General features: G+C 50.7%; 27 protein-coding genes. 12 read left to right on the top strand and 15 right to left on the bottom strand.

Annotated elements, in window-relative coordinates:
• Positions 1-154 precede the first annotated feature (154 nt).
• Complete coding sequence (locus tag SD961_RS03920) at positions 155-1,159, bottom strand: AraC family transcriptional regulator (RefSeq protein WP_318789094.1); 1,005 nt, start codon at positions 1,157-1,159, stop codon at positions 155-157.
• A gap of 85 nt (positions 1,160-1,244) precedes the next feature.
• Here SD961_RS03920 and SD961_RS03915 point away from each other — a divergent pair, with 85 nt between their 5' ends.
• Positions 1,245-1,595, top strand: a complete 351-nt coding sequence (locus SD961_RS03915) for a nuclear transport factor 2 family protein (protein ID WP_318789093.1) — start codon at positions 1,245-1,247, stop codon at positions 1,593-1,595.
• A 177-nt stretch (positions 1,596-1,772) separates the two neighbouring features.
• Here SD961_RS03915 and SD961_RS03910 read toward each other — a convergent pair whose 3' ends face one another.
• Entirely contained in the window at positions 1,773-2,432 is a 660-nt protein-coding gene (locus SD961_RS03910) for a protein-disulfide isomerase (RefSeq protein ID WP_318789092.1), read from the bottom strand.
• A 97-nt stretch (positions 2,433-2,529) separates the two neighbouring features.
• Between SD961_RS03910 and SD961_RS03905 the strand changes: the two genes are divergently transcribed.
• Positions 2,530-3,414 carry a LysR family transcriptional regulator gene (locus SD961_RS03905; RefSeq protein WP_318789091.1) on the top strand — a complete coding sequence of 295 codons (885 nt, stop codon included), beginning with the start codon at positions 2,530-2,532 and terminating at the stop codon, positions 3,412-3,414.
• A gap of 52 nt (positions 3,415-3,466) precedes the next feature.
• On the opposite strand, the gene SD961_RS03900 is transcribed toward SD961_RS03905, so the two are convergent.
• From SD961_RS03900 to SD961_RS03890, 3 genes are all read right to left on the bottom strand, one after another.
• On the bottom strand, positions 3,467-3,754 hold the full coding sequence (locus SD961_RS03900; RefSeq protein WP_318789090.1) for a hypothetical protein: 288 nt from the start codon (positions 3,752-3,754) through the stop codon (positions 3,467-3,469).
• 296 nt (positions 3,755-4,050) lie between these two features.
• Positions 4,051-5,100 (bottom strand): LLM class flavin-dependent oxidoreductase, encoded by a 1,050-nt coding sequence (locus SD961_RS03895; RefSeq protein ID WP_318789089.1) that lies wholly within the window; start codon positions 5,098-5,100, stop codon positions 4,051-4,053.
• Between the two features lie 266 nt (positions 5,101-5,366).
• Positions 5,367-6,218, bottom strand: a complete 852-nt coding sequence (locus tag SD961_RS03890) for an SDR family oxidoreductase (protein ID WP_318789088.1) — start codon at positions 6,216-6,218, stop codon at positions 5,367-5,369.
• 102 nt (positions 6,219-6,320) lie between these two features.
• Here SD961_RS03890 and SD961_RS03885 point away from each other — a divergent pair, with 102 nt between their 5' ends.
• Together SD961_RS03885 and SD961_RS03880 are read left to right on the top strand one after the other, a co-directional pair.
• The gene (locus SD961_RS03885) at positions 6,321-6,743 is read left to right on the top strand and encodes a helix-turn-helix domain-containing protein (RefSeq protein ID WP_318789087.1); all 423 of its coding nucleotides are present in this window, start codon (positions 6,321-6,323) and stop codon (positions 6,741-6,743) included.
• Between the two features lie 221 nt (positions 6,744-6,964).
• Positions 6,965-7,435, top strand: coding sequence for a DUF1203 domain-containing protein (locus tag SD961_RS03880; RefSeq protein ID WP_318789086.1), 471 nt, complete (start codon positions 6,965-6,967; stop codon positions 7,433-7,435).
• A gap of 216 nt (positions 7,436-7,651) precedes the next feature.
• On the opposite strand, the gene SD961_RS03875 is transcribed toward SD961_RS03880, so the two are convergent.
• Positions 7,652-8,620, bottom strand: a complete 969-nt coding sequence (locus SD961_RS03875) for an AraC family transcriptional regulator (RefSeq protein ID WP_318789085.1) — start codon at positions 8,618-8,620, stop codon at positions 7,652-7,654.
• Between the two features lie 78 nt (positions 8,621-8,698).
• On the opposite strand from SD961_RS03875, the gene SD961_RS03870 reads away from it, so the two are divergent.
• Complete coding sequence (locus SD961_RS03870) at positions 8,699-9,034, top strand: EthD domain-containing protein (protein ID WP_318789084.1); 336 nt, start codon at positions 8,699-8,701, stop codon at positions 9,032-9,034.
• 562 nt (positions 9,035-9,596) lie between these two features.
• On the opposite strand, the gene SD961_RS03865 is transcribed toward SD961_RS03870, so the two are convergent.
• Complete coding sequence (locus SD961_RS03865) at positions 9,597-10,493, bottom strand: DMT family transporter (protein WP_318789083.1); 897 nt, start codon at positions 10,491-10,493, stop codon at positions 9,597-9,599.
• A 54-nt stretch (positions 10,494-10,547) separates the two neighbouring features.
• Here SD961_RS03865 and SD961_RS03860 point away from each other — a divergent pair, with 54 nt between their 5' ends.
• A complete protein-coding gene (locus SD961_RS03860) occupies positions 10,548-11,132 on the top strand; it encodes a TetR/AcrR family transcriptional regulator (protein ID WP_318789082.1) in 585 nt (194 codons plus the stop codon).
• A gap of 377 nt (positions 11,133-11,509) precedes the next feature.
• Here the strand turns inward: SD961_RS03860 and SD961_RS03855 are convergent, their stop codons facing one another.
• Both SD961_RS03855 and SD961_RS03850 read right to left on the bottom strand, forming a co-directional pair.
• Positions 11,510-11,941, bottom strand: a complete 432-nt coding sequence (locus SD961_RS03855) for a PTS sugar transporter subunit IIA (RefSeq protein ID WP_318789081.1) — start codon at positions 11,939-11,941, stop codon at positions 11,510-11,512.
• A gap of 46 nt (positions 11,942-11,987) precedes the next feature.
• On the bottom strand, positions 11,988-13,424 hold the full coding sequence (locus SD961_RS03850) for a sugar porter family MFS transporter (protein ID WP_318789080.1): 1,437 nt from the start codon (positions 13,422-13,424) through the stop codon (positions 11,988-11,990).
• Between the two features lie 629 nt (positions 13,425-14,053).
• Here SD961_RS03850 and iolG point away from each other — a divergent pair.
• Both iolG and SD961_RS03840 read left to right on the top strand, forming a co-directional pair.
• The gene (iolG, locus tag SD961_RS03845) at positions 14,054-15,049 is read left to right on the top strand and encodes an inositol 2-dehydrogenase (RefSeq protein ID WP_318789079.1); all 996 of its coding nucleotides are present in this window, start codon (positions 14,054-14,056) and stop codon (positions 15,047-15,049) included.
• A gap of 11 nt (positions 15,050-15,060) precedes the next feature.
• Entirely contained in the window at positions 15,061-16,020 is a 960-nt protein-coding gene (locus SD961_RS03840) for a sugar phosphate isomerase/epimerase (RefSeq protein WP_318789078.1), read from the top strand.
• 37 nt (positions 16,021-16,057) lie between these two features.
• Here the strand turns inward: SD961_RS03840 and SD961_RS03835 are convergent, their stop codons facing one another.
• From SD961_RS03835 to SD961_RS03820, 4 genes are all read right to left on the bottom strand, one after another.
• Positions 16,058-16,927, bottom strand: coding sequence for an AraC family transcriptional regulator (locus SD961_RS03835; RefSeq protein ID WP_318789077.1), 870 nt, complete (start codon positions 16,925-16,927; stop codon positions 16,058-16,060).
• A gap of 66 nt (positions 16,928-16,993) precedes the next feature.
• Complete coding sequence (locus SD961_RS03830) at positions 16,994-17,920, bottom strand: substrate-binding domain-containing protein (protein WP_318789076.1); 927 nt, start codon at positions 17,918-17,920, stop codon at positions 16,994-16,996.
• A gap of 417 nt (positions 17,921-18,337) precedes the next feature.
• Positions 18,338-18,547 (bottom strand): hypothetical protein, encoded by a 210-nt coding sequence (locus tag SD961_RS03825; protein ID WP_318789075.1) that lies wholly within the window; start codon positions 18,545-18,547, stop codon positions 18,338-18,340.
• A 28-nt stretch (positions 18,548-18,575) separates the two neighbouring features.
• Complete coding sequence (locus tag SD961_RS03820; RefSeq protein ID WP_318789074.1) at positions 18,576-19,103, bottom strand: GNAT family N-acetyltransferase; 528 nt, start codon at positions 19,101-19,103, stop codon at positions 18,576-18,578.
• Between the two features lie 98 nt (positions 19,104-19,201).
• Between SD961_RS03820 and SD961_RS03815 the strand changes: the two genes are divergently transcribed.
• Positions 19,202-20,101 carry a LysR family transcriptional regulator gene (locus tag SD961_RS03815; protein WP_318789073.1) on the top strand — a complete coding sequence of 300 codons (900 nt, stop codon included), beginning with the start codon at positions 19,202-19,204 and terminating at the stop codon, positions 20,099-20,101.
• A gap of 95 nt (positions 20,102-20,196) precedes the next feature.
• Positions 20,197-20,730 (top strand): GNAT family N-acetyltransferase, encoded by a 534-nt coding sequence (locus SD961_RS03810; RefSeq protein ID WP_318789072.1) that lies wholly within the window; start codon positions 20,197-20,199, stop codon positions 20,728-20,730.
• A 158-nt stretch (positions 20,731-20,888) separates the two neighbouring features.
• Here the strand turns inward: SD961_RS03810 and SD961_RS03805 are convergent, their stop codons facing one another.
• Entirely contained in the window at positions 20,889-21,446 is a 558-nt protein-coding gene (locus SD961_RS03805) for a hypothetical protein (protein ID WP_318789071.1), read from the bottom strand.
• Between the two features lie 77 nt (positions 21,447-21,523).
• On the bottom strand, positions 21,524-21,865 hold the full coding sequence (locus SD961_RS03800) for a hypothetical protein (RefSeq protein WP_318789070.1): 342 nt from the start codon (positions 21,863-21,865) through the stop codon (positions 21,524-21,526).
• A gap of 390 nt (positions 21,866-22,255) precedes the next feature.
• Here SD961_RS03800 and SD961_RS03795 point away from each other — a divergent pair, with 390 nt between their 5' ends.
• Both SD961_RS03795 and SD961_RS03790 read left to right on the top strand, forming a co-directional pair.
• Positions 22,256-24,115, top strand: coding sequence for a M48 family metallopeptidase (locus tag SD961_RS03795; RefSeq protein WP_318789069.1), 1,860 nt, complete (start codon positions 22,256-22,258; stop codon positions 24,113-24,115).
• A 138-nt stretch (positions 24,116-24,253) separates the two neighbouring features.
• Positions 24,254-25,219 (top strand): YiiG family protein, encoded by a 966-nt coding sequence (locus tag SD961_RS03790; RefSeq protein WP_318789068.1) that lies wholly within the window; start codon positions 24,254-24,256, stop codon positions 25,217-25,219.
• Positions 25,220-25,334: the final 115 nt, after the last annotated feature.

Genomic DNA, 25,334 nt, shown 5'->3' with positions numbered 1-25,334 from the left:
CGGACGCATAATATTTCGTCAGGATGCTTTTTACCAGGGAAGATATAAATGGATAGTATCCTAATCATCAAATATCCATTAAGGCCATACCGTTACTATCCTGAGGATAGTATCTTCTCCTGTATCGTCTTGGGGCTCGAAGTGAAGAGTTTTATTATCCTGATAGCGTAGCCTGCTTGTGTGACCTGCCTGACACCTTCCTTCTGGCTGGCTTTATAGACGTGCGGCCCACGCTGGCGGCAAATTGAGTCGGCGGACATCCAACCTTGCGCATAAATGCTGAACTGAAAGCGCTCTGTGATTTAAATCCTACGGCCAAGGCAATTTGCCCGATGCTGAGCGTGCTTGAGAGCAGTGCTTCCTTAGCCAACGCCATACGAAGATGGTGCAAATAGGCCATCGGCCCAATTCCTGTCAGCGAGCAGAAACGCGCAGCCAGGGTTGAACGTGAAACCGCGCAGTGCTGCGCAAGCATTGCGATAGTCCATGAACAGCTCACGTTCGCATGCATAGCAGTCAAAGCCCGTGCGGTTACCTTGTCAGCCAACCCAGCCAGCAAACCTGACCTGTGAACGCCGGGCAGCGTAGCGGCTCGCAATATATCAACGAGCAGCAGCTCGACCAGGCGCGCCATGACAAATTCCCGACCAGGCCGTTGCGCGTTCGCTTCGGCCCAACTCATTGCCATCAATGTATGAATATTGGCTTCAAATGCATGGTCTCGCTCGACGAGCAGAAGGGATGGAAGAAGACCAATCAAGAGGTCTTGATTAGTTGTATCGAAGACAAATTTCCCGGCGTGGAGAACAACCGGATTCTCATGTCCAGAGCCCAGGCGCAGACGCTGACCCTTGGCATTAGTGGCGGCTGTTTCGCTGTCGGTAGACTCTGCGGCTGGATCCGAGGCAATGACAAAGGGAACGTCTGTTCGAAGCAAAACAAAATCTCCTGCACCCATACGCAGTGGCTTACTGCCCTGGCGATACATATGGCATTCACCGCGCTCAATCCAGCAAAATAAAACGTCGTCACGTTTTCGAAACGACAGCGCCCATTTGCCTGTTGCTTCCAATCCACCGAACAAGGCAGTCAGTGGTTTAAGCAGCCGTATCAGGTCTGTAAAGGGCTCGGCAGGGTAATGTTGGACTGTTGATAACATAGTTCGGCCTTTTGAGTATCGACCAGCGCGGAAATTGTCAGCATAGTGATTATTGCCAAATAGTGGCAATCACCCTGGATCTTATATGCCAATTTTCAAGCCAGAACAACAATGGGAAGCCTATCTGTCTGCGTTCAACGCGCAGGAGGCTGGTGAGCGTGAAAACTTGCTCCAGCAAAGCGTTTCTGACGACGTAGAATTCACCAATCCCGGGAGCAATGGAAAAGGCCGGAGCGTACTTTCGACGCATATCCAGGAGTTTCATGAAAAAATGCCGGGTTTATATTTTACAACAGATAAAACCTTTCTCAGCCAGGGCGACTTACTTGCCGTCTGGTCAATGTTCAGGCCGGACGGCTCAAAAATCGCGATGGGTTACAATTATTTGCGCTTCGATGCCGCAGGTCGGTTCACTTTCATGGCAGGTTTTTTTTAGCAATATGACATCAGCAGTTGGTAGCAAGTTTGCTTCTATCTAAATTTTTAAGCGATTGCTACCTACAGCCGTTATACGGTTATAAAAGCTGCCCGGCATACTGGATGTTACGCCGGGCGGCGCGTTACACCTTCTTTTGTCTTTTCAGTTACTTCGGTTGTGAAAATCCATGTTGTGTTACGTCAGCGCTGCCAGCGCCACACTGACGCTTTCTGCGCCGCCGTACAGGTCATAGCCGCTGATGACGTATTCAGTGCCGTCAACGGTAGCCAGCAGCAGGGGAACCCCGCTGACACCTTTCTCGCCCATAAGACGCTTTACGCCGGCTATCCTCTGGTCCGTCAGGCTGCGCAGGTCGCCGTCGGTGTCAAGCCGACCGGCAAGGTCATCGTCGCCGACGTCAAAGTGATGCTCCAGAGCCCAGGCGGCGCTGATATCCGCCACCACATCGCTGCGTGAGGTGTCGCGGCCCTGAACGTAGCGGGCGTTCTGCAGTGCGTGAAGCAGCCCTGCCTCCGCGGCCGCATCGATCTGGCGGAATGCAGTCAGCGCGCGGTTCATGTATGTCGAGTCAAAGCGGGCACCGGAAAGCAGGAGCTGATGATAGTGTCCGCTAAATGGCTGACCGGTCAGTGATGCGATGCGCTGATCGTTGGTCCATGCGAGTTCCGCCCACTGCGCCGTAATTTGCCTGGCGCCCTCGTCGCTGAACAGGCCGCCAGGCATCAGCTCAAGCCTGTCACCGTAATGCTGAGCGAGGTGGGCCAGGGCGGGCGCGCTGGCATAGCACCAGCCGCAAAGTGGGTCAAAAATGTACTGCAGCTTGTCGATATGCATGTTGCATCCTTCGTTAATCAGTTGCAGTCATCATAATTATATTCCCCGGCACGAAAAACAGACATACAGTAGACACATTGTTGCATGGGATGAGCTAATGGACAAAATCAAGGCGCTTGAAGTGTTTTCAGAAACGGTTAAAAGAGGGAGCATTTCGGCGGCGGCCGAACATCTGGGTTTATCGCGGGCCATGGCGTCGCGTTACATCACCCTGATGGAGGAGTGGACAGGTTCGCGCCTGCTGCACCGGACGACGCGAAAGCTCAGCCTGACGGTGGCCGGGGAGCAGGCTCTCCTGCTATGCCAGGATATCCGGGCGCTGACGGACGGGCTGGCGGCAATGAGTCCTGATATTGTATCTGTGCCCAAGGGCAAGCTGAAGGTCACCTCCAACTCTATCTTCGCGGAGTACTGCCTGACGGGCCTGATTATTGACTTCCTGGCCGTTCACCCGGAAATTCAGGTCGATCTGCAGGTCGTGGACAGGACCGTTGATCTGGCAGAAGAGGGCATCGATCTTGCCATCCGGATCTCCAGCTCGCTCGCCCCTAACCTTTATGCCCGTAATCTCGGATACTGCTCCTCCGTGCTGTGCGCCAGCAGAGATTATCTGAATAAACATGGTACGCCCGACAGTCTGAATGACCTAAAAAATCATAACTGCCTGACTTATACCTACTTCGGGCAGAGCATGTGGCGGTTTCATCAAGAGAGCGACATCGTAAACCTGCCGGTAACGGGTAGCATCAGCACCAACGAGGCGGCAATTCTGCTTAGGGCGACGAAGATGGGCGCAGGGATTGCCATTCTGCCTCTGTTTGCCGTAGAGCAGGATATTGCGGCAGGCAGGCTGGTCGGGCTGCTGCCGGACTATTCTCTGGATAGGTTAACCGTCAGCGCGGTGTATCTTTCGCGCAAGAAGATGCCGCCGGCCCAGCGCGTGCTGATTGATTATCTGGTTGAGCACCTCAGGCTGCCCTGAAGGCCAAAGATTAAAGACGAAAAAAAGCGCAATCAGGAAGTTGCGCCGTTTTTTATTGATGATCCCAGCGCATTTCGCCTTTGGCAACTTTAGCGCCGAGTTCAAGTGTCGCGGCCATGGCTTCAGAAGGATAGTGCTTTTTCATCGTGTTAATCAGCGCGACGGTTTCCGGTGCCGCGATGATTTTCACGTCCGGGAATGCCCTGCGCACCGGTGCCAGGCCAAAGTAATAGTCCGGATCATTGGTCGTGATATAGGTAGTCAAACGTTTGCCGCTGGCTTTGATAGCGTTCGCGACCGTCTGTCCGTTAGCATAGATAATGTTTGAGTCAATCAGCACGGCTTCTGATTTACCGGTGACCAGAACAGGTACATGGTAAAAGCCTGCCTCATCCGTCCTGAAGGTCTGCCAGGCCAGTATTTTGCCGGATCAGCCTGTCAGCAGACAGCTTTGAACTGCTCATTTGCACTGTGCAACGCTGAGCGGCAGTGTGTTAATACAGGGGGACTATATCCACGTGACCAGGGGAGATAAATAAGTCAGAGAGCGACATACTGTTGCATGAAATGAACGAATAATAGGATAAGAGGACGAAGGCTGACTGTATGTGATGGTTTTAACTGGCCGCTCTGCAGTTAAACAGCCCGTCTGATTACAGGAAGCACCCTGGTACCCAACAGTTCAATGCTTTTCATAAAGGCAGAATGCGACAAGCCGCCAACATCCATCTGTAAAATTTGTCGGGAATGTCCCAGAAGACGTTGCAGACCAATAATACGTCCGGCAACATTCTCTGGCCCGCCAGCGAATACCATGCCATCCAGACCAGATTCTTTTATCCTGTCAGGCGGGGGAGAATCGGGCAGGCCGATCTCGGCAAGCCCGGTTCTGAACATACGTAACTCATGCTCCAGATACAGCTGCCTGGCGTCGCTATCATGCTCACCAATAAAGCCGTGCGTGGCTACAGCAATTTCGGGTGATCCTGACACATTACCTGCCCTCGCCCATGCATCGCGGTAAATTTGTCCATAGCGCGCCCACTGTGTCGGCGAGCCGCCGAGGATGCCAAGAAAAAGAGGCAGTCCCAGTTCTGCAGCCCGCATCACTGAAGCGGGGCTTCCACCAGAGCCCAGCCAGAGGCGCAGCGGATTTTCAGGACGTGGATAAATTTTCGCACCAGCAAGAGAACGCTGGCGGTGCGGGCCGCTCCAGCTTATGCATGCTGACCGGTTCAGCTCGAGCAACAGCGAGAGTTTGGAACTGAAGAGCATGTCATAATCCTGTTCCTGGTAATCAAACAGTGAAAATGTAATGGCTGACGACCCACGACCAGCGACAAGCTCAATGCGTCCAGGAGCAACGGCATCTGCGGTAGCAAGCTGCTGGAACACGCGTATCGGATCATCCGTAGACAATACCGAGACGGTTGCACCGAGCTTAATCGTTTTCGTTAAGGCAGCGGCTGCATTGATAACGGATGTCGGGGACGACAGGGGCATAGAATTCGTATGATGTTCCCCGAACCCAAAGAAATCCAGCCCGACGTCTTCTGCAAGCTGGACTGCTTCAAGAGCATTTCGTATGGCCTGGGCTGTGGATGCATAGCCTCCATCTGCAAGACGGGGGGTATTACCAAATGTATAAACGCCAAGTTCAAATTTTTTTGACTGATGCATCGTCATAGTACGCCTTTCAGGGGTTGAAACGGGTATCCATAGTGCCGGGCTTTGCGAGAAAACCGGCACTGTTTTAAGAAACCTTCTGGCTCAGGAAGCATTTGAGAAAGCTTTGCCTGCCTGAACCAGAGCTGAGGCGAGGTCAGCGGTTTGGCCGTGTGAACCAGTTGCAGGCAGGAACTGGCCTGCTCCCGGATTAAAAAATCTGCTCTGATTACGCAGAGCAGATTGGAAAGGCTGGACTGCGTCGGCTGTCGTTATGCAGAGCGCGATTATTTCTGGATCAACGTGGACTGGAGCACGTCCCGCAGCGATTTAGCCGGACGGCCCGACAGGCGCTCAGTATCTCCTGTCAGCACATCAAAGTAGCCTTTAACAAAATTGGTTTTGATTTCAATAATGGCGTTAATAATGAAGTCCGGCAGCCCGGACTGGCTGAGGCCAGCCTGCAGTTGCCCGGCTGTCACTGACGCGTATTGTATTGTTTTTCCGAGCAACTCCGACACAAGTCGGGCACGCTGCTCGCCGGAGATAATTTCAGGCCCCGTCAGATTATAAATGGCTCCTCCATGACCTTCGGAAAGAAGAGCGGCGGCGGCGGCGGCGGCCACATCCTCCCGTGATACATAGGCCACTTTTTCCTGACCTAAACCGGCCAGACTGTCCTGATTAAGGGACATCTGAATTTCTTCAGCCATTGATTCTGCATAATAATTCATACGCAGGATGGTCCAGCGGGGTGCGGTCCTGATGAGCGCCTGTTCTGCCGACCAGTAAGCTTCTCCTATTGCAGAAGTATCTTCTCTCGTTCCGGCTGCTGAGAGCATGAAGATATGTCCGACTCCTGCCTGACAGGCCGCATCGATGGCAGCTTTCATCTGCGCGCCCCGCACGCCGGGAGTCAGGTCTGAACCCGGAATGAGAAGCAAACGGTCAAGACTTTGATAGGTATTGACCAGCCCGGAACGATCATTGTAATCACCCGCACGGGCCTCCACATTGTCCGGAAGCCCATCTGGCGTGCGGGAAATTCCCACCAGTGTATGCCCGGCATTTTTATTCAGAAGAAACTGAAGGGTCTTTTGTCCGAGTTTACCGCTTACACCACTGACGCCGATTTTCATGTGGTTACCTTTTTGACGTTACAAACAAATTGTTCGTTTGAAATTACACTTCAGATAGGATGCTGACAAGAGTGATGGTTTCTGTTCTTAACGAACAAACATGTGCGTAATGCAAAAGAGGAAAAGATGGAAGCGCAGGAAAATTTCATTGCCCCGGAAACAGACAGTAGCCCGAAAGAGGATAACCACAGCCGGTGTAAGGCGCTCGGTCAGGTACTCGACAGGATCGGCAGCAAATGGACCATTATGGTGGTTGGACGGTTATCGTGTGGACCAATGCGGTTCAACGCGCTTCTCCGATCGGTGGAGGGAATATCACACCGGATGCTGACGCTGACGCTTCGCGGCCTGGAACACGATGGGCTTGTTAAAAGGACGGTCTTTCCTACCGTCCCTCCTAAGGTCGAGTATGCGCTGACTGACAGCGGCCAATCACTGATCGTCCCACTGCAGGCGTTGGCTCACTGGGCAGAGGCCAATCTTGCAGCCATTAATGCCGCCAGAGCAGCACAGCTCGCTGAGTAATTCTGAGGCGGCGTCACAACTCTGCTGATGCCGGGATGACTGACGGCTAACCGCTCCTCGCTCTTAGCCTACCGAGCTTCCGCACAATGTTGCTTCTTAACAAGCGGCATCGACATGCACAATTTTCATACTGGCCAGTCACTAATATTTCCCTGACCGATAACAGCGAGTTTGTCCTCCAAATACCAGCTAGTGTAATGCTGAAAACGACAGGAGACATTATGAAATACAGAATTTCTGGTCTGAAAGCCGAACAGTTCACCCACCTTTTTGGACAGAGCGATACCTATTTAAAAAGATACGGTGCAATCAGACAAACCGTTGTTAGTTCTCCTGGCTATCCTGACAGAATATCATTGTGCGATATACCTGCTGGCGAAACCGCTCTTCTTATCAACCATATCTATCAGCCTGCAAATACACCCTATTTCGGCTCTCATGCAATATATATTTGGGAGGGATGTACCAAACAAGGCATTTACATCAACGAATTACCTGAAGTTATGAAAGCCAGAGTTATGTCATTACGGGCATATGATGAGAAACACTTTTTAAGAGAGGCAGATATCTGTGAGGGAAAATTTTCTGAAAATCTTATAGGCCTTTTTTTTGCCGATCCGCTGATTAGTTATATCCATATACATAATGCGAAACAGGGATGCTATGCCTGTTGCGCTGAGCGTTCTGAATGAACCTTCACGGGTAAGCAAGATGCTCCTGGCATGTCTGTATATCTGCTGACCTGGCCTCCGTTGTTAATGACAACACTCAGTTTATAGAGTGATTACTGCTCCACGACAGTCTTTATCGTGAGGCGTGGTCAGCTCTGTGCCAGGAGCGGACGTTGCTGACATTGGTGTATGCTAATCACTCACTGTAGGCAGGTCACTTCATCAGTGGCATAAATACTAATCAGCAGCTTCGTTTAGCGACTTATTTTTCAAAGAATACCGTCGTGGCGAACATCCAATGAGTCGTCGAAACGCTGTACTGAATGCAGCTTCTGATTCATAGCCTAGTGACAGCGCGATCCTGGAAACAGATTCAGTGCCACTGGTGAGCCGGTGACATGCAATCATCATCCTCCATCGTGTCAGATATTCAATTGGCGACGCTCCGGATAGGGTTTTGAACCTGAGTGCGAACTTGGATCGAGACATCCCAGCCTTTTGCGCAAGTCCCGGCAAGGTCCATCTGCTGCCTGGGCTCGCATGAATTGCGCCAACAGCAGCCGCGATCCTTTCATCACTAAGTGCAAACAGCCAGCCGACCCCGCTTCCCACGCCGTGAGCGAGATAAAGTCGTAGCGCCTGAACCAGCATTAAATGAGCGAGATGCTGCACCACGAGCTTGCCACCCGGCTGCGCTCCGAACAGCTCTTGTCGCATACGGTCGAGGGCCCATCGCAGACCTGCCTTATCATCTTCGTCGCGGAGCCGAATGATGGCAGGCATTGACCCGAGCAGGAGGTCGATATGTTCACCGGCGAATCCGAAATGGCCGCCGAGCATTGTCGTTTCTCCGCCGCCGTTCACTGTCGCGATACCGCCGTTCCAGCTTTCTTCGGGTAGAGTGGCAATGCCAACTGGCTCGAAGGCGAGGTCTTGAGCAATCAGGAACCGACGTCCGTTCGGTAACAGGACGCAATCACCCGCCTCAAGCTTTATCGGATCTTGCCCGCATTCGACGGCGAGCCAGGCGCTGCCAGATACGAGCGCAAAATATTTGAGGCCAGAATGCTTCTCGAACTGAATCGCCCATTTCCCCCCGAAGTCAAATCCACCCGCAATGTAGGATTTCGGCGTCAATAGCGAGAGAATATCGGATAAAGGATCAGCAACCATGGGGACAATCTCGAAAGTAATAGGGATATTCAAACATAGTTTGTTTCGACTTTCATGGATATTCTTTGTCGAAGCAGATGCACCGACTACTCACCGTCAAAGGATATTTTCATGATCAAAGTCGTTATCGGTTTCAAGCGCCGGCAAGGTATGGGCATTCAGGAATTCAGGGACTATCGTCGGGACGTTCATGCCCCAATGCTTTTTGCAATTCCCGAAGCGAAAAAGATCCGCCGCTTTGTGGTTTCATACCCCGCGGATTATGCGACCTCAGAGGAACCACGGTTCGACGCCATGGTGGAGGCGTGGTTCGACAACAGTGACGACATGAACAAACTCTTCCAGTCGGACAACTTTGCAACCAGGGTGGATCCCGATCACGTGAACTTCATCGACTTGACTTCCGTTGTCCGGCTCGTGACCGAAGAAGTCATTGTGGTTGAATAACGATCCCGCCGGGGGCACAGGACAAAGAGCATTGCCTGGAACCGCGATCACCCCCGGCCTTCTTCGCAATCAAGCCTGACAAGCCAAATCACCGGCGAATAACCCCCATGCAGCGCGGGACGCTCTTCCCTAATCTTGCCTGCCATCTTTTATGTGGCATCGTCTGTGACGGCGCTGCTCTACCCGGAAAGAGAATTCGGCTTATCGCCAATCCTGGTCACCGTCACATCTTCACAGTCTGTTTGTTCTTCTATCCCTGTTAGTCATGGGGTCAATTCAGACGAATATTCAATGTCCGCTTTTCGCTCAAAGCGGACCACGGGCTCGTGTAAGGCTGCTTTGTGGGTCAGTTCCGCATCCTATGACATCGCCCTTTTTGTTTCTTGCCAGTACCCACAGCCGCTCCTCGCTCATATCCGCTCCAGGCAATTCTGGACCAGAAGCGGCCATTACAACTCACAGTGAGTTAATTTACAGGGAACAATTCAATATGAGTAACTCCCGTTGATACACTAATCAATTAATATATAAATCAATTTTCCTCTCTGAAACAGCGTTAGCCTCAGCCAGGCCGGGCAGTTTTTCTTTTAAGATAATATTCACTCACAAGATAAAGTGTTACAGCAATGAAGGTTATGCTCCCGCCCAGTAGCGTGTATCGGGTGGGCTGTTCCCCGAACAATAGCCAGACCCAGAAAGGACCCAGCACGATGTCCACCTGTGCAATCAGGCTCGCCTCTGCCGGGACTACATATCGGCTTCCGGTCATAAACAGCAGATAGCTCAGACTCTGAGTGGCCAGCGCAAAAATAAGCAGCCATCCCATATCCTGCATACCGGGAAGGGGAAGGCCTCCCGGCATCATGATAAAACAGAATGCGCCGCAGAGTGCGCAGGCCAGCGCCGTGACGGCCGGCAGATTCATCCCCGGCCACTTACCAGACATCACAATGCTGGCAGCAAACCCAGCGGTCATCGCCAGAGCCAGCAGATTACCTGAAATATCTGCCGGACCCGTCGCCGAAGCAGCCATCAGGATCACGCCTGTCAGACTCACCGCTGCGGAAAGCAGCGCGCGTTTGGCGATTTTTTTCCTGAGCATTAGCCAGCCTATTCCCATGGCAAAAAAAGGAATGGTGGCATAGACCGTCATCACACCGGCAACGCTGGTAAGCTTCAGCGCCGCTACGTAACAGAACATGGATAAAGCCATAACCATAGCTGTTATTAATCCCGGTAATCCCACATCGCGCCGCAACGAAAAGTGGCGCAGATAACCGCCCGCTGCCAGTAACAGGCCGAGCGATATGAAAGCAAACAGGGAGCGCCAGGCGACCATGGCCCAGGTGTTCATATCGAGTTGCCTGACAAAAATACCGGCCGTGCTCCACAAAACGGCTGATGAAAACACCATGATGAGTCCCGAGGCATGCTGAGTGACTGCTTTATCTGATGGCATTGCCTTCCCTCATCCGTTATAGTTTTAGTAAATAAGTAGATCGGTCTAATTATTATGGCAAAGAGTGATACGCGCAAACGGCTGGTGAGTTCCGGCATCAGCGTTTTTCTTAAACACGGTTATGAAGGAGGAGGGATCACCGCCATTCTGAATGAGGCAGGTATGCCAAAGGGCTCTTTTTACAATCTTTTCCCCAGTAAAGAGGAATTTGCCTGCGCTGCGCTGGATGCCTATTTCGCCTCATTTACCGGGCTGAGAGCAGAGACTCTCTGTAACAGCAGCCTGACTCCCTGCGAACGTTTGAAGACCTGGCTGACAAGACACAGGGAGTATATTGAACAGCAACCGGAAACAGCTGGCTGTCTTGCAGGAATTCTTGGTCAGACGGGGGCAGTCCACCATGAGAAGATCAGGCAAAAATTGCTGGCGCTGTTTAATCGCTGGGAGCGGGATCTTATCGACTTGTTTCGCGAAGCTCAGCTGATTCAGACGCTGTCACCGACACTGACGCCTGAAAGCGCTGCCGCGATGGTTATTCATCTCTATGAAGGCGTTATGATACGCATCCGTATGGAGGCAACGACCAGCCCTTATGATTTTTTGATACAGACGCTACCTGAAATTATTTTTGTTCACTAAAACCGTCGCACACGGCCAGCCTTCAGCCTCTATCCCTTTTGAAAAGAGAAGTACTGAAGTGCCATATTTTATTGCGGCACGGGACTGTCACTTCTGCTTTTCGCTCCTGGCTGAAGCAACTCCCTGCGGTCTGATTAGTGCCAGGGGGCGATCATTTCTGGCATCAGGAAGCGGTAATCAACAGGGAGCAGTTCAGTTGAGCCGCACAGATCTAAAGGGTGATCGGAGGCTTAACGGATGCCCTTAAGCCATGCGCCACCATATCAACAAGTCTGAAAGCTAATTTAAATCACTAAGATGCTGGTTATATTCTGTTATTAACTGGTCCTGAAGTGATGACACACCAGGAGCCGTCACGTTTCCTGATGAAATGCTCTCTATTCCTGATCGTTCAGTATGTTGAGAAACGCTTCTTTATTGGCTGCCAGAGAGAGCCGCGTCACTTTCCTTTCATCAGCCAGCAGATCGGCAAGGCTGGAAAGCATGTCGATATGCTCACCGTCTTTCGCCGCCACCACAACCACCAGAAAAGCTACGTGGCTTTTATCCCAGGACACCCCTTCAGGATATTGCAGAAAGTGGAATCCGCTACGGTTAACCCGTCTGGCATCGCGTCGGTTGATATGTGGCATTGCCAGCCCCGAACCAATCCAGGTGGAAAGCTCTTTTTCGCGGTCCAGCAACGCCTTGCTGAAACCGATATCCACGCAGCCCCTGGCTGCCAGTTCAAATGCAGCCTGTCGCAGTACATCATCGCGGTTTTTCGCCCGGCAACCGAGCGTCACTTCTTCAGCTGTTATCTTCATCATGTTCTCTCCTGAGTTGATATAAATGACGGAATTACAGGGACGCTGTTTACTGCCTGAATTTTTTTTCAATTTCTTCAAGCGTAAGCCCGCGTGTTTCAGGAAGGTACCTGAACAGCAATACCAGCATTACCAGGTTGGAGAGCGCAAATATGCCGAACGTGGCTCCGCCTCCCCAGGCATGGAGCATGATCGGGAAGAGTGACTGTATGACGAAATCAAAGCCAAAAAGCCCGAAGACCGCTATGCCCATTCCAAGGCCGCGTATGCGCAGTGGGTAGATCTCAGAGAGCATGAGCCAGAAAACCGGGGCTATCCAGCCCTGCATAAAGACGAGGAACAGCGACATAAGGGCGAGAATAATATAGCTGGCGCCCGCAAAGTTGCCCTTGAGTACGTCCACCCCATTGATCGTCTCACTGTGGAAAAACATCCTGAACGAAAGTCCTATTAACACCAGTACCAGCGTGACACCTATCTGACCGGTCAGGAACATTTTCCGGCGTGGGAGTTTACCGATGATCATCATGCCAAGCACCGTAGCCAGAATGGAAATCAGGCCGTTTGCTACGGCGGCCGTTACGGCTGCGGCATCACCTAGTCCCGTTGACTTTAATACCGTCGGTGCGTAGTACATGATGGTATTTACCCCGGTCACGCGCGTGGCAAGAACGATCATCAGCCCGATAAGAATGAGTTTTAACACCCACTTTTTACTGAGTTCTTTACGCAGGCTAACCGGGTGTGAGTCCATCGCAATGATGGTGCGAATATCTCTGATCTCCTTCTCGACAACCTGAGGCTCGCGAATGCTGCTTAAAACTTTTCTGGCTTCACTCTCCTGACCCCGTTGCAGGAAAAAGCGGGGGGATTCAGGCATCATCATCATCCCTATCCACAGGATGATGCCGGGTATAGCCGGTATAGCCAGCATAATACGCCAGCTGTGGCTCAGTTCCGGATAAGCATTAACGATACCGGCATTAACGGAATAGGCCAGAAACTGCCCGGTGACTATCATCAGCTCATTAACGGTTACCAGTTTTTCCCGCTGGTTTGCGGGCGCCATTTCAGCGATATAAACGGGTACCGTAACCGACGCACAGCCAACTGCGAGTCCCAGAATGAAGCGCGCCACCAGCATCGAATTGACATCCCACGCAAAAGAGGTGGCCAGGGCACCAAAGACAAAAAACACCGCGACCCACAGAAGGTTTTTACGTCTTCCCTGCTTGTCAGAGAGCATTCCGCCCAGCAGGGAGCCAAACGCTGCGCCAAATAATAGTGAGGAGGTAATAAACCCCTCGGCTGAAGGAGAGAGGTTCAGGTCATCATTCATAAACAGTAATGCGCCCGAGATTACCCCGGTGTCATAGCCAAAACAGAGTCCGCCGATGGTGGAAACAATGGTTATGCGCTTCATATTCGGGCCTTTTGAAGAGACCTTTTCCTGATTTATCTTGCTTGCCAGCTTGTCTTCACTCATAAATCGTCGTCCTGGTAGGTTTAATTATTTCACATAACAGAAACGCGCCGGGGCGCAGTAAATGAAAAGCCGTCGGTGCTTCTTTCAGCACTGAATTAATAACCTCTTTATTAGCCCGTAATGAAACAAATATTCCAATACCAGAAGTTGTGATCTGTCGTTAAATGTTATTACCCTGTGAACTTCTTCACGTTTACTGCGTTACTGCCCAAATCCAGCCATCACAATTATTTTGCTTAATTAATTGAAATTACTACATTATTTATTTGTTATTTCTGCATATTTCTCTTCCCTGTTTGTCTGAAAAACTTTTATCTGTTCCGGGTAATGCACTCCCACACGGCACTGCTCCTGGATAAGTCGCCCAAAAAATGCGCTGAATTCATTAAAATGCAGTTATATTAATAGCCTACAAATAGCAATTTTTAACACATCTCGCGTATTTAGCACCCATATCACAAAAATAAAATTTCATTAGATAATGTTTTTGAAAAATACATTCTTTATGTTTAAGTTCATTCCATATGCTTTTGTAGTGGTGGCGGTATTTTGTGCGGCCCGCGCGCACGTCTGAATATTGCTGTTATTCCGGGTCCATTTCCGGGGAAATTATCTGTCAGAGGTCAACCATGTTGAAAGTCGCGTTATTGGGTGCAGGAAGAATTGCACAAGTCCACGCCCGCCATATTTACGATCATCCTGATACCGTTTTATTTTCGGTATCCGATCTTTTCCCGGCAGCAGCGGAAAGCCTGGCTGAGAAATTTTCAGCGCGCGTGCTCAGCACAGAGGAGGCCATAGCGCATCCGGAAGTGGATATTGTTCTGGTTGCCACATCCACAGATACCCATGCTGATTTTTCATTGCAGGCCGCCCGTGCCGGCAAGGCCATATTTTGTGAAAAACCTATCGATCTGAATATTGAGCGCGTCCGGGCCTGCGTTGCTGAGGTTAATGAGCGCGGGGTGCCTTTTATGATCGGCTTCAATCGCCGTTTCGACCCTAACCATGCCCACCTGAACCGGGCGCTGAGAGCGGGTGAGATCGGGGAGCTTGAGCATCTGCAAATTAACTCCCGCGATCCCTCTCCTCTGCCGGATGACTACCTGCTGGTTTCGGGAGGGATGTTCCGTGACATGACCATTCATGATTTCGATATGGCGCGTTTTCAGTTGGGTGAAGAGCCGGTCTCTGTATCTGTTACCGCTGCGGCGCTGGTCAGCCCCACGGTCAAGGCTGCCGGGGACGTGGACACTGCGGTGATCACGCTTCAGACCGCCTCCGGCAAGATTGCCGTAATCAATAACAGCCGGCGTTCCGGTTACGGATATGACCAGCGCATTGAAGCGCACGGTCAGAAAGGGTGTCTGTATGTAGCGAACGTCCCTACCACAACGCTGGTTAAAGTGACTGAAGAATATGGCGCCCAGGCGCAGAAGCCGCTGCACTTTTTCCTGGAACGTTATCAGGAGGCTTTTCGCGAGCAGTGGAAAGCCTTTGTGGCTGCAATCAAAGAAGGGCGACCGGTTCCGACCACCGCTGACGATGGGCTGAAAGCCCTGTTACTCGCTGAAGCTGCGGTCGAATCCTTTAAAACCCGCAAAGTTGTTACCGTCTCGCTATAAGAGGACAAAGCATGAAACTTGGATTAGTGTCTGACAGTCTCAGCCATCTGTCAGTTGAAGACGTTATCAAAACGGCTGCTGATTTAAAGCTCGACTGCCTTGAGTTTGCCACCGGGAACTGGTCAACCGCTCCCCATCTTGATCTGGATAAACTGCTGAGTAACCCGGCAGCGCGGCAGGAGTTGCAAAGCAGACTGAGCGATAACGGTCTCACCCTTTCGGCTCTCAACGCAAACGGCAATCCGCTGCATCCGGCTGATACCGGCAGGGTTCATTCTGCATGCCTGCATAAAACGATTGAGCTTGCGGCGTTGATGGGAGTGGAAAATGTCATAACCATGTCAGGTCTGCCGGGCGCGCCCGGTGACAGCTTTCCCAACTGGATTGTGACCGCCTGGCCGCCAGAAACGCAGCTTATTCTGGCACACCAATGGGAAGTGGCTGAATCCTACTGGCGCAGCCTGGCACAGGTCGCGCGTGACAGCGGCGTCCGGATCTGTATTGAGCTGCATGGGCAGCAGTTGGCCTATAACCTGCCCACGTTCAGGCAACTTCGTGAAATTACCGGGGATGTGGTGGGCCTTAACTTCGATCCCAGCCATATTATCTGGATGGGAGGCGACCCGCTTGAGTTCATTCGTTCAGCAGGCAGTATGATCTACCACGTTCACGCCAAAGATACGTTTACTGACAGCGTTAACCGGGCGACCGCGACCGCACTGGATAACCGTCCGATGACGATGAGCCGCGAGCGCAGCTGGTCTTATGTTACGCTGGGATATGGTCAGCCCGAGCCATGGTGGAATCAGTTCTGTTATGCTCTGGCACATTTTGCCGATCCGGGGCTGACGTTAAGCATTGAGCACGAAGACATGAATCTTTCACGTATGGAAGGTGTCATTAAATCGGTTGAACTGCTCAGGCGTGCTGCCATGGTTGAAAGGTCTGATTACGTCCTGCCTGCCATCTGAATGACGGCACACTGGCCCCCGGGTCAGTGTGCATCATTTACGTTGCCTTCATACCCTCCATCCAGCGAACTTTGTACTGCGTCGGCGGTATGCCAACGATCATTTTAAATACGCGATGAAAGTTATTGACGCTGTCGTAGCCCACTCTTGCCGCTATTTCGGCAACACCCAGATCGGTATTGAGCAGCAGTGACTGCGCTTCCCCTACGCGCCTGCGGATAATGTACTGTTTGGGTGGATAGCCTGAAAACTGCTTAAAGACGTGGATCAGGTAGAAGCGATTGATCTGGAGTTTCTGTGTTATGGCGTCAAGAGTGATAGGCGAGGTGTAATTTTCATCAATAAAATCTTTTATCTGCTCACCGAGTGAGAGCGAGGTCTCATCAAACCGCGCCTGCTGTTCTTCACAGAGGTTGCGGACAATAATCAGCAGGGCATTCAGCACATGATGCGCCACAACGCCATAGTGCTTATTTTTGCCAAAGCACTGTGAACAAAGCGTTTCAAACAGGCCATGCAATGAGGTGCAGTGTGAACCACTTTTTACCAGCGCACGGTATTCGCGAGGCTGCAGATGATCCGGCGGCAGTCCATTAATATTCAGACCGCTGAGTCCGCAGCTGTAAATCACTGAATCACTGCTGCTGTGAGGGCGTTCATCATGTACCACACCAGAATTAAAAATCAGGATATCCCCTTCCTGAGCCAGATAATTTTTGCCGCCGATAACATAGTCACCGCTCCCGCGGGCAATAAACATGATTTCAATACGGTCATCATGCTGGTGCATTACGCGAGGTATGGCGGACTCCTCCCCTTCTGTCTTGCAGACAAATAACAGTTTTGGCGCGGAAGAGTCAGCAAAATCGGGATAAATCCGGGTATCGTCCGGGCAATGCGTTAGCATAATCGGCCTCGCTTTTTACGTCCCTGCCGGGAACGACACCGGCCCATCCTGCAATGGGCCAGAAGATTACCGGGACTGACCGGCGTTCTTGAACTGTTGATAATTTTCTGGCGTGATAGTTTTGTAAGGGATCCAGTTATAGGTTTCTACCTTTTTCTTATCGAGCAGCGCACGGGCCACTTTTACCGCCCCTGTGGCCTGGCCACGGGCGTCCTGGAAAATCGTCAGCGTCATACGGCCTGACTGCACAAACTTAACCCCGTCGGGTGTGCCGTCAATGCCAGCAACCAGGATATCCTTATTCCCCGCCTGATTAAGCGCCATAATCGCACCTATTGCCATTTCATCATTGTTTGCGGCGATAGCATTGATGGGTGTGCCGTTCAGCAGCCAGCTGGAAACCACGTCAACTGCCTCATTACGCTGCCATTTTGCCGTCTGTTTTTCTACAACTTTCATCTCTTTGTATTTGGCAATTACCGCCTCGGTGGCCCGTGTACGCTCACGGGCCTCTTCATTAGATAAGGCACCCATCAGGATGGCCACGTTGCCTTTGTACTGCATTTTTTTAGCGAGCGCTTCCATTTCCATCTCACCGCCCAGCGCGGAATCAGAGCCTACATAAGCCATACCGGCCGGGAGCTTTACTTCCGGTTTCCTGTTAACAAAAATAAGCGGGATACCGGCGCTGCTGGCAGCATTCATCATGGGTTTGACACCCTGCGTGTCAACGGGATTCAGGATAATCGCATCCACGCCCTGATTGATAAAATCATCAACCTGCTGAGCCTGTAGTGCGACATCGCCTTTGGCATCCACAAACTGTCCGTCGAGATCCTCCTTTTTGAGTTCCAGCGCCATCTGGCTGCGGAGGATGGAAATAAAGTTGAGATCAAAGTTAGCCAGGGCAACGCCTACTTTCATCTCTTTCGCCTGCACGGAAAATATCATCAGAGCAGCCATGGTACCGGCCAGTAATGTCAACGCTTTCATATTTTCACCTGTAAGGTAAATAGGGTTCCGGCAGAAACAGGCGTTATTACTGTGCCTGAAAGGCCGGAGCGAAGTGTGAGGAGGCGTTTACATTATCCTCATAACTCCCCCCTTCTGAACAATGACTGAAGTTGGTAATGACAGATAAACATCAGATTGATAATTAAGGATATTTAAAGGAACCATGAGCTTAACTATCAAAAGTTGCTATTAGTTGACGGCGATCACAAATGAAAATGAGACGCTTATCACAATCTTGTAAGGGGGGTATAACGAAGAATTTTCCGGGCAGGAGTCAGGTAATAACCGGAGATCACGCAAAAAAGGATGGCATAAGTGCACTTATTTTTAAGGGGTATTTGATTATTTAAATAAATCCTGAGGAAAATATTGCGTCTTTCCGGTAAAAAATGGGCGTTATTTCATGCAACCGCAATGGCGATACCAGAGCACCACGGAAATCGCCGTAATAAACAGGGTAAGGATGACGGAAACAAGCAGCGTGCCGGATATACCGTAATGCTCCATCAACAGAGCATAAGCAGAGGGGGCCAGCGCCGCAAAGAAAAATCCCGGTGACAGCAGTACGCCTGTTTTGCGGGCATAGCGCAGCGGATCAAACAGCACCAGAGGGAGTAAGGCCTTTGCCCGTCGGTCAATCTGCGTCCTCCGGAAACGTGGCGTCCCCCGTCCCGAGCATGCGTTGCAGGATGACCGTATCAAGCCAGCGTCCATGCTTGAACCCTACAGACCTGAGCGTGCCTGTGATGCTGAAGCCAGTAGCATGATGCAGAGCAAGAGAGGCGCTATTCTCGCTGTTACCCACTACGGCTACGAGCTGACGAAAACCCCGGGCTTCTGCCCACGTTACCGCACGGGACAACAGCAGTTTGCCGATACCCCGCCCCTGATAAGTGGGGTCAATATATACAGAGTCTTCCAGAGTGAAGCGGTAGGCATATCGTTCACGGTAAAAAGAGAGGTAGCAGTATCCCCGCACGTTTCCTGCATCAATCGCCACAAACCAGGGCAACCCTGCTGCAAGCACCTTTTTCAGGCGGATCGCCATTTCAGTTTCATCCGGCGGCACGGTTTCAAAAGTGGCGGTGCCATGTAATACGTGATAAGCATAAATCTGTTGTATGGCGGGAATATGTCGTTCATCTGCTTCGGTTACTTCCATCGGTACGGCTCCTTTTTCTCTCAGAAACAGAGACTAACCCGGATGAATAATTTCAGGCAGGCAGCGGGACTTATCAGCGGTATAAGGAAAACTTTGGCATGGCAAACCTGAACCTCGATCACCTGACAACCTTCAGGTTGGTCATCAGCCGGGGCAGTTTCTCAGGGGCGGCAGAAGCTCTCGGCCTGTCGCAGCCGGCAGTAAGTCTGCAGATAAGACAGCTGGAGCAGACGCTTCAGGTCCGGCTTATTGAACGAACCAGCCGGGGGATAAGGCCAACGTCTGCCGGGCTGACGTTCTCGGAGCACTGCATGAAAATTGCGGCAGTGGTAAGTACAGCAGTTGAATCGGTGTCCCTGCATTCAGACGACCTAACCGGCACCGTTACTGTTGGCACAGGCGCAACGGCCTGTATTCATCTTCTGCCTCCCTTATTGCAGCAGCTGCGAGAGGTACATCCCCTGTTAAAAGTGGACGTACGCACTGGCAATACTTCAGATATTGTCCGGGGCGTGGAGGAGAATCGTATCGATATTGGCCTGGTAACGCTGCCAGCAGCAGGCAAATGCCTGAGCGTCAGCCCACTGGGTACAGATGAGTTTATTATCATCATGGAAAAGGATGCCTCAGAGCAGAGCGCGAAACCGCTCTCTCCGGACGCCCTCTTGTCACTGCCGCTGATTATCTTTGAACCCGGAAGCGGGACACGTGCCCTGATTGACGGATGGTTCCAGCAGGCCGGGCACGTTGCCAGCCCCGTGATGGAGCTTGGCAGTATTGAAGCTATTAAAAGGATGGTTCGTGCCGGTCTGGGTTACAGCATCGTCCCCCGAATGTCTGTTGCAGGGCTGGAAGAAAGAGAGGGACTGAGCCTCTCTTCCATGACTCCTTCTCTTTGCCGGACTCTCGGGACGGTAATGCGGGAGGATCGGATCATCAGCAGGGGAATGAATGAAGTATTAAGCACGTTATCCAAAACTTTTTCGGAAGTAAAATAAAGTCCATATAACCGCTCTCAGCGCATTTAGTTGTACGCCAACGGCATAAGGATAAATCAGTCAGCGCGGCTGAGCTTATTTTTTCAGGAGAATAAATGGTTATACAGCAAGCACCTCAGTTAGAGACAGAACGCCTGGTTTTAAAGCAGTTCACGCTTGATGATTTTTCCGCCCTTAAGGCAAGCTGGGCTACTCCTGAAATGGCTAAGATTAATGGCGGGGAAAATCCGACGGCAGAAATGGTCTGGACCCGTTTACTACGTTATATCGGACACTGGCAGGCTTTGGGATATGGTTACTGGGCTGTATTTGAAAAAGCAACGAACCTGTATGTGGGTTCGTTTGGTTTTCAGGATGCACATCGCGATATTACACCGGCGTTAACCTGCCCTGAGGCTGGATGGACGCTGATTGCTGAAGGGCGTGGCAAAGGTTATGCCGCTGAAGCGCTGGCCGCTATTTTGCAATGGGCCGATAAGACCTTAGCTTCTCAGGTTTGCTGTATTATTGACGAAGAAAATCAGCGTTCGAATTATCTGGCCGGGCGTTTTGGTTTTCAGTTCCAAAACTATGTTCACTATCGCGGCAGGCAGGTACGCCTGCTAATACGCCCGTTGCCCACCAGTTGACGTTTATAAAAGCAGCTCAGCTCACGTACCAGCCCATTTTTCTGAGCATATTATAATCAGATTACCAGGCTGGACGTTTGCTCTGTGCCAGAAACGCAGATGGCTAACATCGCCATATTGATCAAACCAAAGCAGATCAACAGGCAATGTTTATAATTTTATTTTCCGAGAATATTGTTTACGGCGGCGAGGTGCCCCGACTTATCTTTGTGATTGGAAATGACCTGGATAACGGTAAATTTATTGTGGGCTACAGCAAGTAAGGTTGCCTGCAACACATCATTGCCGCCCATATTGTTAGTGGCTTCAAGGTGATATACCTCCAGCCCCTTCGCGTTTTCAGTTTTTTCACTGACGACTGTGTAGGCTGGCGAGCTTGCCTTCTGCTGATCCTTGATAGATTTCATGCCATCAAGAAAATCACTATCACTGGAGGCACGGGCAATCAGGGGTATTTCATCTTCGCCAATCAGCACCACACGTTTGGCCTGTTTGTTGACATACATTTTTCCCGGCGCGCCGCCCGGAACAGGCTGAGCTACATAGCCCTGCAATTTGAAAACCTGTTCTCCATCCAGTAAAGAGAGTGTTTCCGTATTGGTGGCTGTTTTTTCCGCCGCTTTAACTTCAGCCGCAGATGCCACATTAACCGTGCAGCCAACCGCAGCTGCCAGACACATTGCACCGGTTATATTTAACAATTTACTTAATTTCATCGTGAACGCCTTATATTATTGCTTTTACTTTTCGCTGATGCAGCGAGAGCAGGTTTGGTGTAAGTAATACAGTAAGGCTAGTTCATCAAGTCCCAGACAAGTATTCCTGAACCCAATAAAAGAAGGATGACTGGCCAGTAGAGGACAGGAATAAAAAAGAAATTATGTGTTTTTTCCGGCGCTATCATTGGTCGGCTTTGCGTTTTTTTTGCCAGCGCATCCAGCCATTTCTCCTGCCTGAGTACCCAGACCAAAGCCGCACAAAGTATGGCTGAAAGAATCAAGGTCACACCTGTTGCCCACAGGTGGGTTAAAAAATAGCCATCATAATAAAAAAGATCCACCAGCCATTTGCATAAGATATAAGAAACTGAAATTAGCAGTGCAATAAAAAAACCAACTCCGCTCCAGACTATCATCTTATTTATCCTTGTTTTTTATAGGGAGAGGTAAGCTTGGCGTAAAAATTAACATATTCTTTTCATTATAGCGAGGGGTTTCAGGCCACGGATTTAATAGTGATATTATCACTTTTTCATATCCGCTTTGCCGATCCCGCTCCCCATGCGATTGTTTCAAAAAACCGCCTTTAGAGAGGAAAAAACACCATAATCGCAGTTTCTTACATGCATAGCGTTTAACTCAGCCATTAATACCTTAATATGATCCTTACTAAGAAAAAATATTCATAATACAGACAAAGCATGCTGAAACGGATTTCAACCATTTCCCTTGTGCAGGGGTATTTTCCGGAATTATCTGATAAAAGCAGCTTATCCCTTCCACCAACATTTAATGAGTTTATTATTTTGAAAAAAATAACCGAATTGAAAAAGGGTTATGCAAAGGTATTTTTCTGGCTTTTGTTTACGCTGTTTCTCATCCCAGCCATCACGTTAGTTTTTGCCGAATACGGTAACAACGCGCTTAATCAGCAATATACCCAGATTTTTATTGAGGATGCGCGGGGACAAAATCAGGATGTAGGTAAACTCACAGATTTTCTGCAACAGAATCCCCCTTCAAGCGTCTGCGGGCCGGTCACTGACGATCTGCTCGATTATAAAAACGCAGTCTGCGCCCCGAAATCGGAACTGTGGCAGTTCTCTATGATGGATAAAGTAGCCTTCTGGACCCTGATCGCCAGCGGCATAGTGCTGCTGATGGTGCTGTTACTCAGCGCACTGGCCTTCAGAAACCGTCGGAGCCAGCTATTGAGTCTGACGCTGGCGCGTCGGTTCCTGATGCTGGTGTGTTCACTGGAGGTGATAGTGCAGGGAGCTATGCTGGTATGGCTCTCCTTCTGGGGGACCGCCTTCTTCACGCAAACTTACTATCCAAAGCTGGTGATGGCAGTGGGACTGCTGGTGTTGGCCGGTATGTACTACATGATCAAAGGCATCTTTAAAAAGCTTCCGCCTGAAGAGAGTGTCGAAGGCGAAGTAGTGCTCCGCGAAGCAGCTCCTGCTCTTTGGTCACGCATTGATGCGCTGGCCGCCAGGGTGGGCACCTCACCGCCGGACCATATTATTGCCGGTATTGACACGAATTTTTACGTGACAGAAGCGCCGCTGAGCATTAATCAGCACCCGTTAACCGGCCGTAAACTCTATGTCAGTATTCCTCTCTTGCGTCAGCTCACCACCGCGCAGGCTGATGGTGTCATGGTACATGAGCTGACTCACCTGCATGAAGGGGACACCGCTTCGAGCGCATTACTGGGGCCGAAGCTACACAATTTCGATCTCTATATGCAGCTGATGGGCCAGAATGTGGCCACGCTTATCGTGTTCTATCCGCTCTATCTGTATCGCATACTCTTTGAACTGGCATGGCAGCGTAACAGCCGTGAACGTGAGTTCGTGGCCGATCGCAATGCCTCCGCGCTTACCTCACCCGCCGCGATAATTGAATCCTTAATCAAAGTCTCCGCGTATGCGAGTTACCGTAACGAAGTAGAACGAAACCTCTTTGAAAATAACATGCTGCATGAGAATGAACTGGGGATCAGTAAAGCGATTGCTGTCGGTCTGTCGCAACATGTTGGCTCATCAGAATTTATCAGCATCATGCGTGAACAGAATGTGCCGCATCCGTTTGATTCACACCCGCCGCTGACGGAAAGGATGCGTAATGTGGGCTATTCCGTGGAAGAGATCGGGTATGCCGCTGTAGCAGCGGAACTCCCCACAGAGAGTTGGGTCGATTTAATGCCTGTTGCCGATCTTATTGAACAACAACTGTGGCAGAAATATGAACGCGATTTCTCTTCTGCGCATGAAGAGAGCCTGGCCTGGCGCTATCAGCCCACGGGAGAAACTGAGATCGCGCTGGTGCTTAAGCATTTCCCGAATGTTCCCTTTACGCTAAAAGATGGCTCGCAGATAGAAATTACCTGGCAGGGTATTGTGAAGCCGCAAACGGCTGAGCTACTGGAATGGGATAATGTTAAAGACCTCAATGTTATCCGCAGCTTCGGCAGAGATATTTTGTATGTGCGACATATGCAAACGAATACGCACGGCAAAAAACGCAGTGAAATCCGCCTGCCGGGACTGAAAAAGGAGATTGAAAATTTCAAGAATACGCTGGGCTATTACTGGCACCGACATCAGACGGTACGGGCGCTGCTGACACAACAAGCGACGGTCACAGTACAAGATTCGTAATCAATGCCCCCACTCTCGCCATTATTCATGGACGAGTGATTCAAAGACCATAACTTAAAGCTACAACCGTTTTTATAACTTACCCATAAAGGAACTATTGTGTTTCATAAAGCGATCAGGACTGTCATACCAGCAATATTGGCGAGCGCACTTTTTTTGCCGCTGGCAGCATGCGACAACAATGACACAACGGATGGAAAGCCAGTACCACAGGCTGCTTCCAACCCGGTTGCAGAGGATGCCACCGTACAGACTGGCACCAAATTGAATTTCTATGTGAAATGCTACAACACCGTCGATGGATCGGCACGCAGCAGTGCGCAGCGTTATGTCAGCTGGATTGCTGATGTGGAGAAGGGGCCAACGGGCAGGGAGCGCAATGTCAACGTGTTGGGTAATCTCGCCCCCTATGAGTTGGAGAGCTGTACCCAAGCTATTCCGCAGGCATCGAAGGCAAAGCCCGCCATGCCGGCGCTGGATGCGGCGGCTACACAGTATCTGGCTGATTTGACCACGCTGGCTCCGTTAGTGTCGCAAGCCCATCTTTATTACAGCCAGGAAGATTACAAGGATGATGGTTTTGCGCAGGGTAAGAAAATGCACCAACCGCTGATAATGGCTTTCAAAAACTTTATCCACTCCAGCGACGTCTACAGTGCTGAAGTGGAGAAGGAGACCAATGCCCTGTCCGCCGCGCAACTCGTTGAGATTGAAAAATCTGAGGGACGCCATATCAGCTACTACCGTCTGGCGTTAATCACGCAGGGGAAGCTGCTGGCAACGCAGCTTGACGCTCAGGATCCTGATATTGCTGAAGTCACCAAAGCGATCAATGCTTTTGGTGCGCTGCTGGCTGAGGCAAATAAGGCTACGGCCAGCGAGCCTGGTAAGCCGATCGGCTGGTCGATCGTTATGGACAATGCCGAAAGCTTTCTGAAAGACAGTAAAGATCTCATGCGCCGGTTGCGTGACAAAACGCCTTACAGCCATGGCGAGCAGTCACTGATAGAGAGTCCCAGCAACATTGGCTGGATGGTGGGCGGTTCGCCGATGCGGGTCTTAAGATCATATAACGAACTGGTTAAGGCCAGTAACCGACTGTAAGTTGGCTGATGCTAACGCTGCCAGCGCCTCACGAATTTCACGATAAAAAAACACACAACAGGACTCTTTAGGGTCCTGTTTTTTTGGCAATCATCCCATAGAAATATTTGTTCAG

The organism is Erwinia sp. MMLR14_017, from assembly GCF_033657285.1.
Lineage (GTDB): Bacteria > Pseudomonadota > Gammaproteobacteria > Enterobacterales > Enterobacteriaceae > Erwinia.
This window is presented reverse-complemented; position numbering and strand designations above follow the sequence as displayed.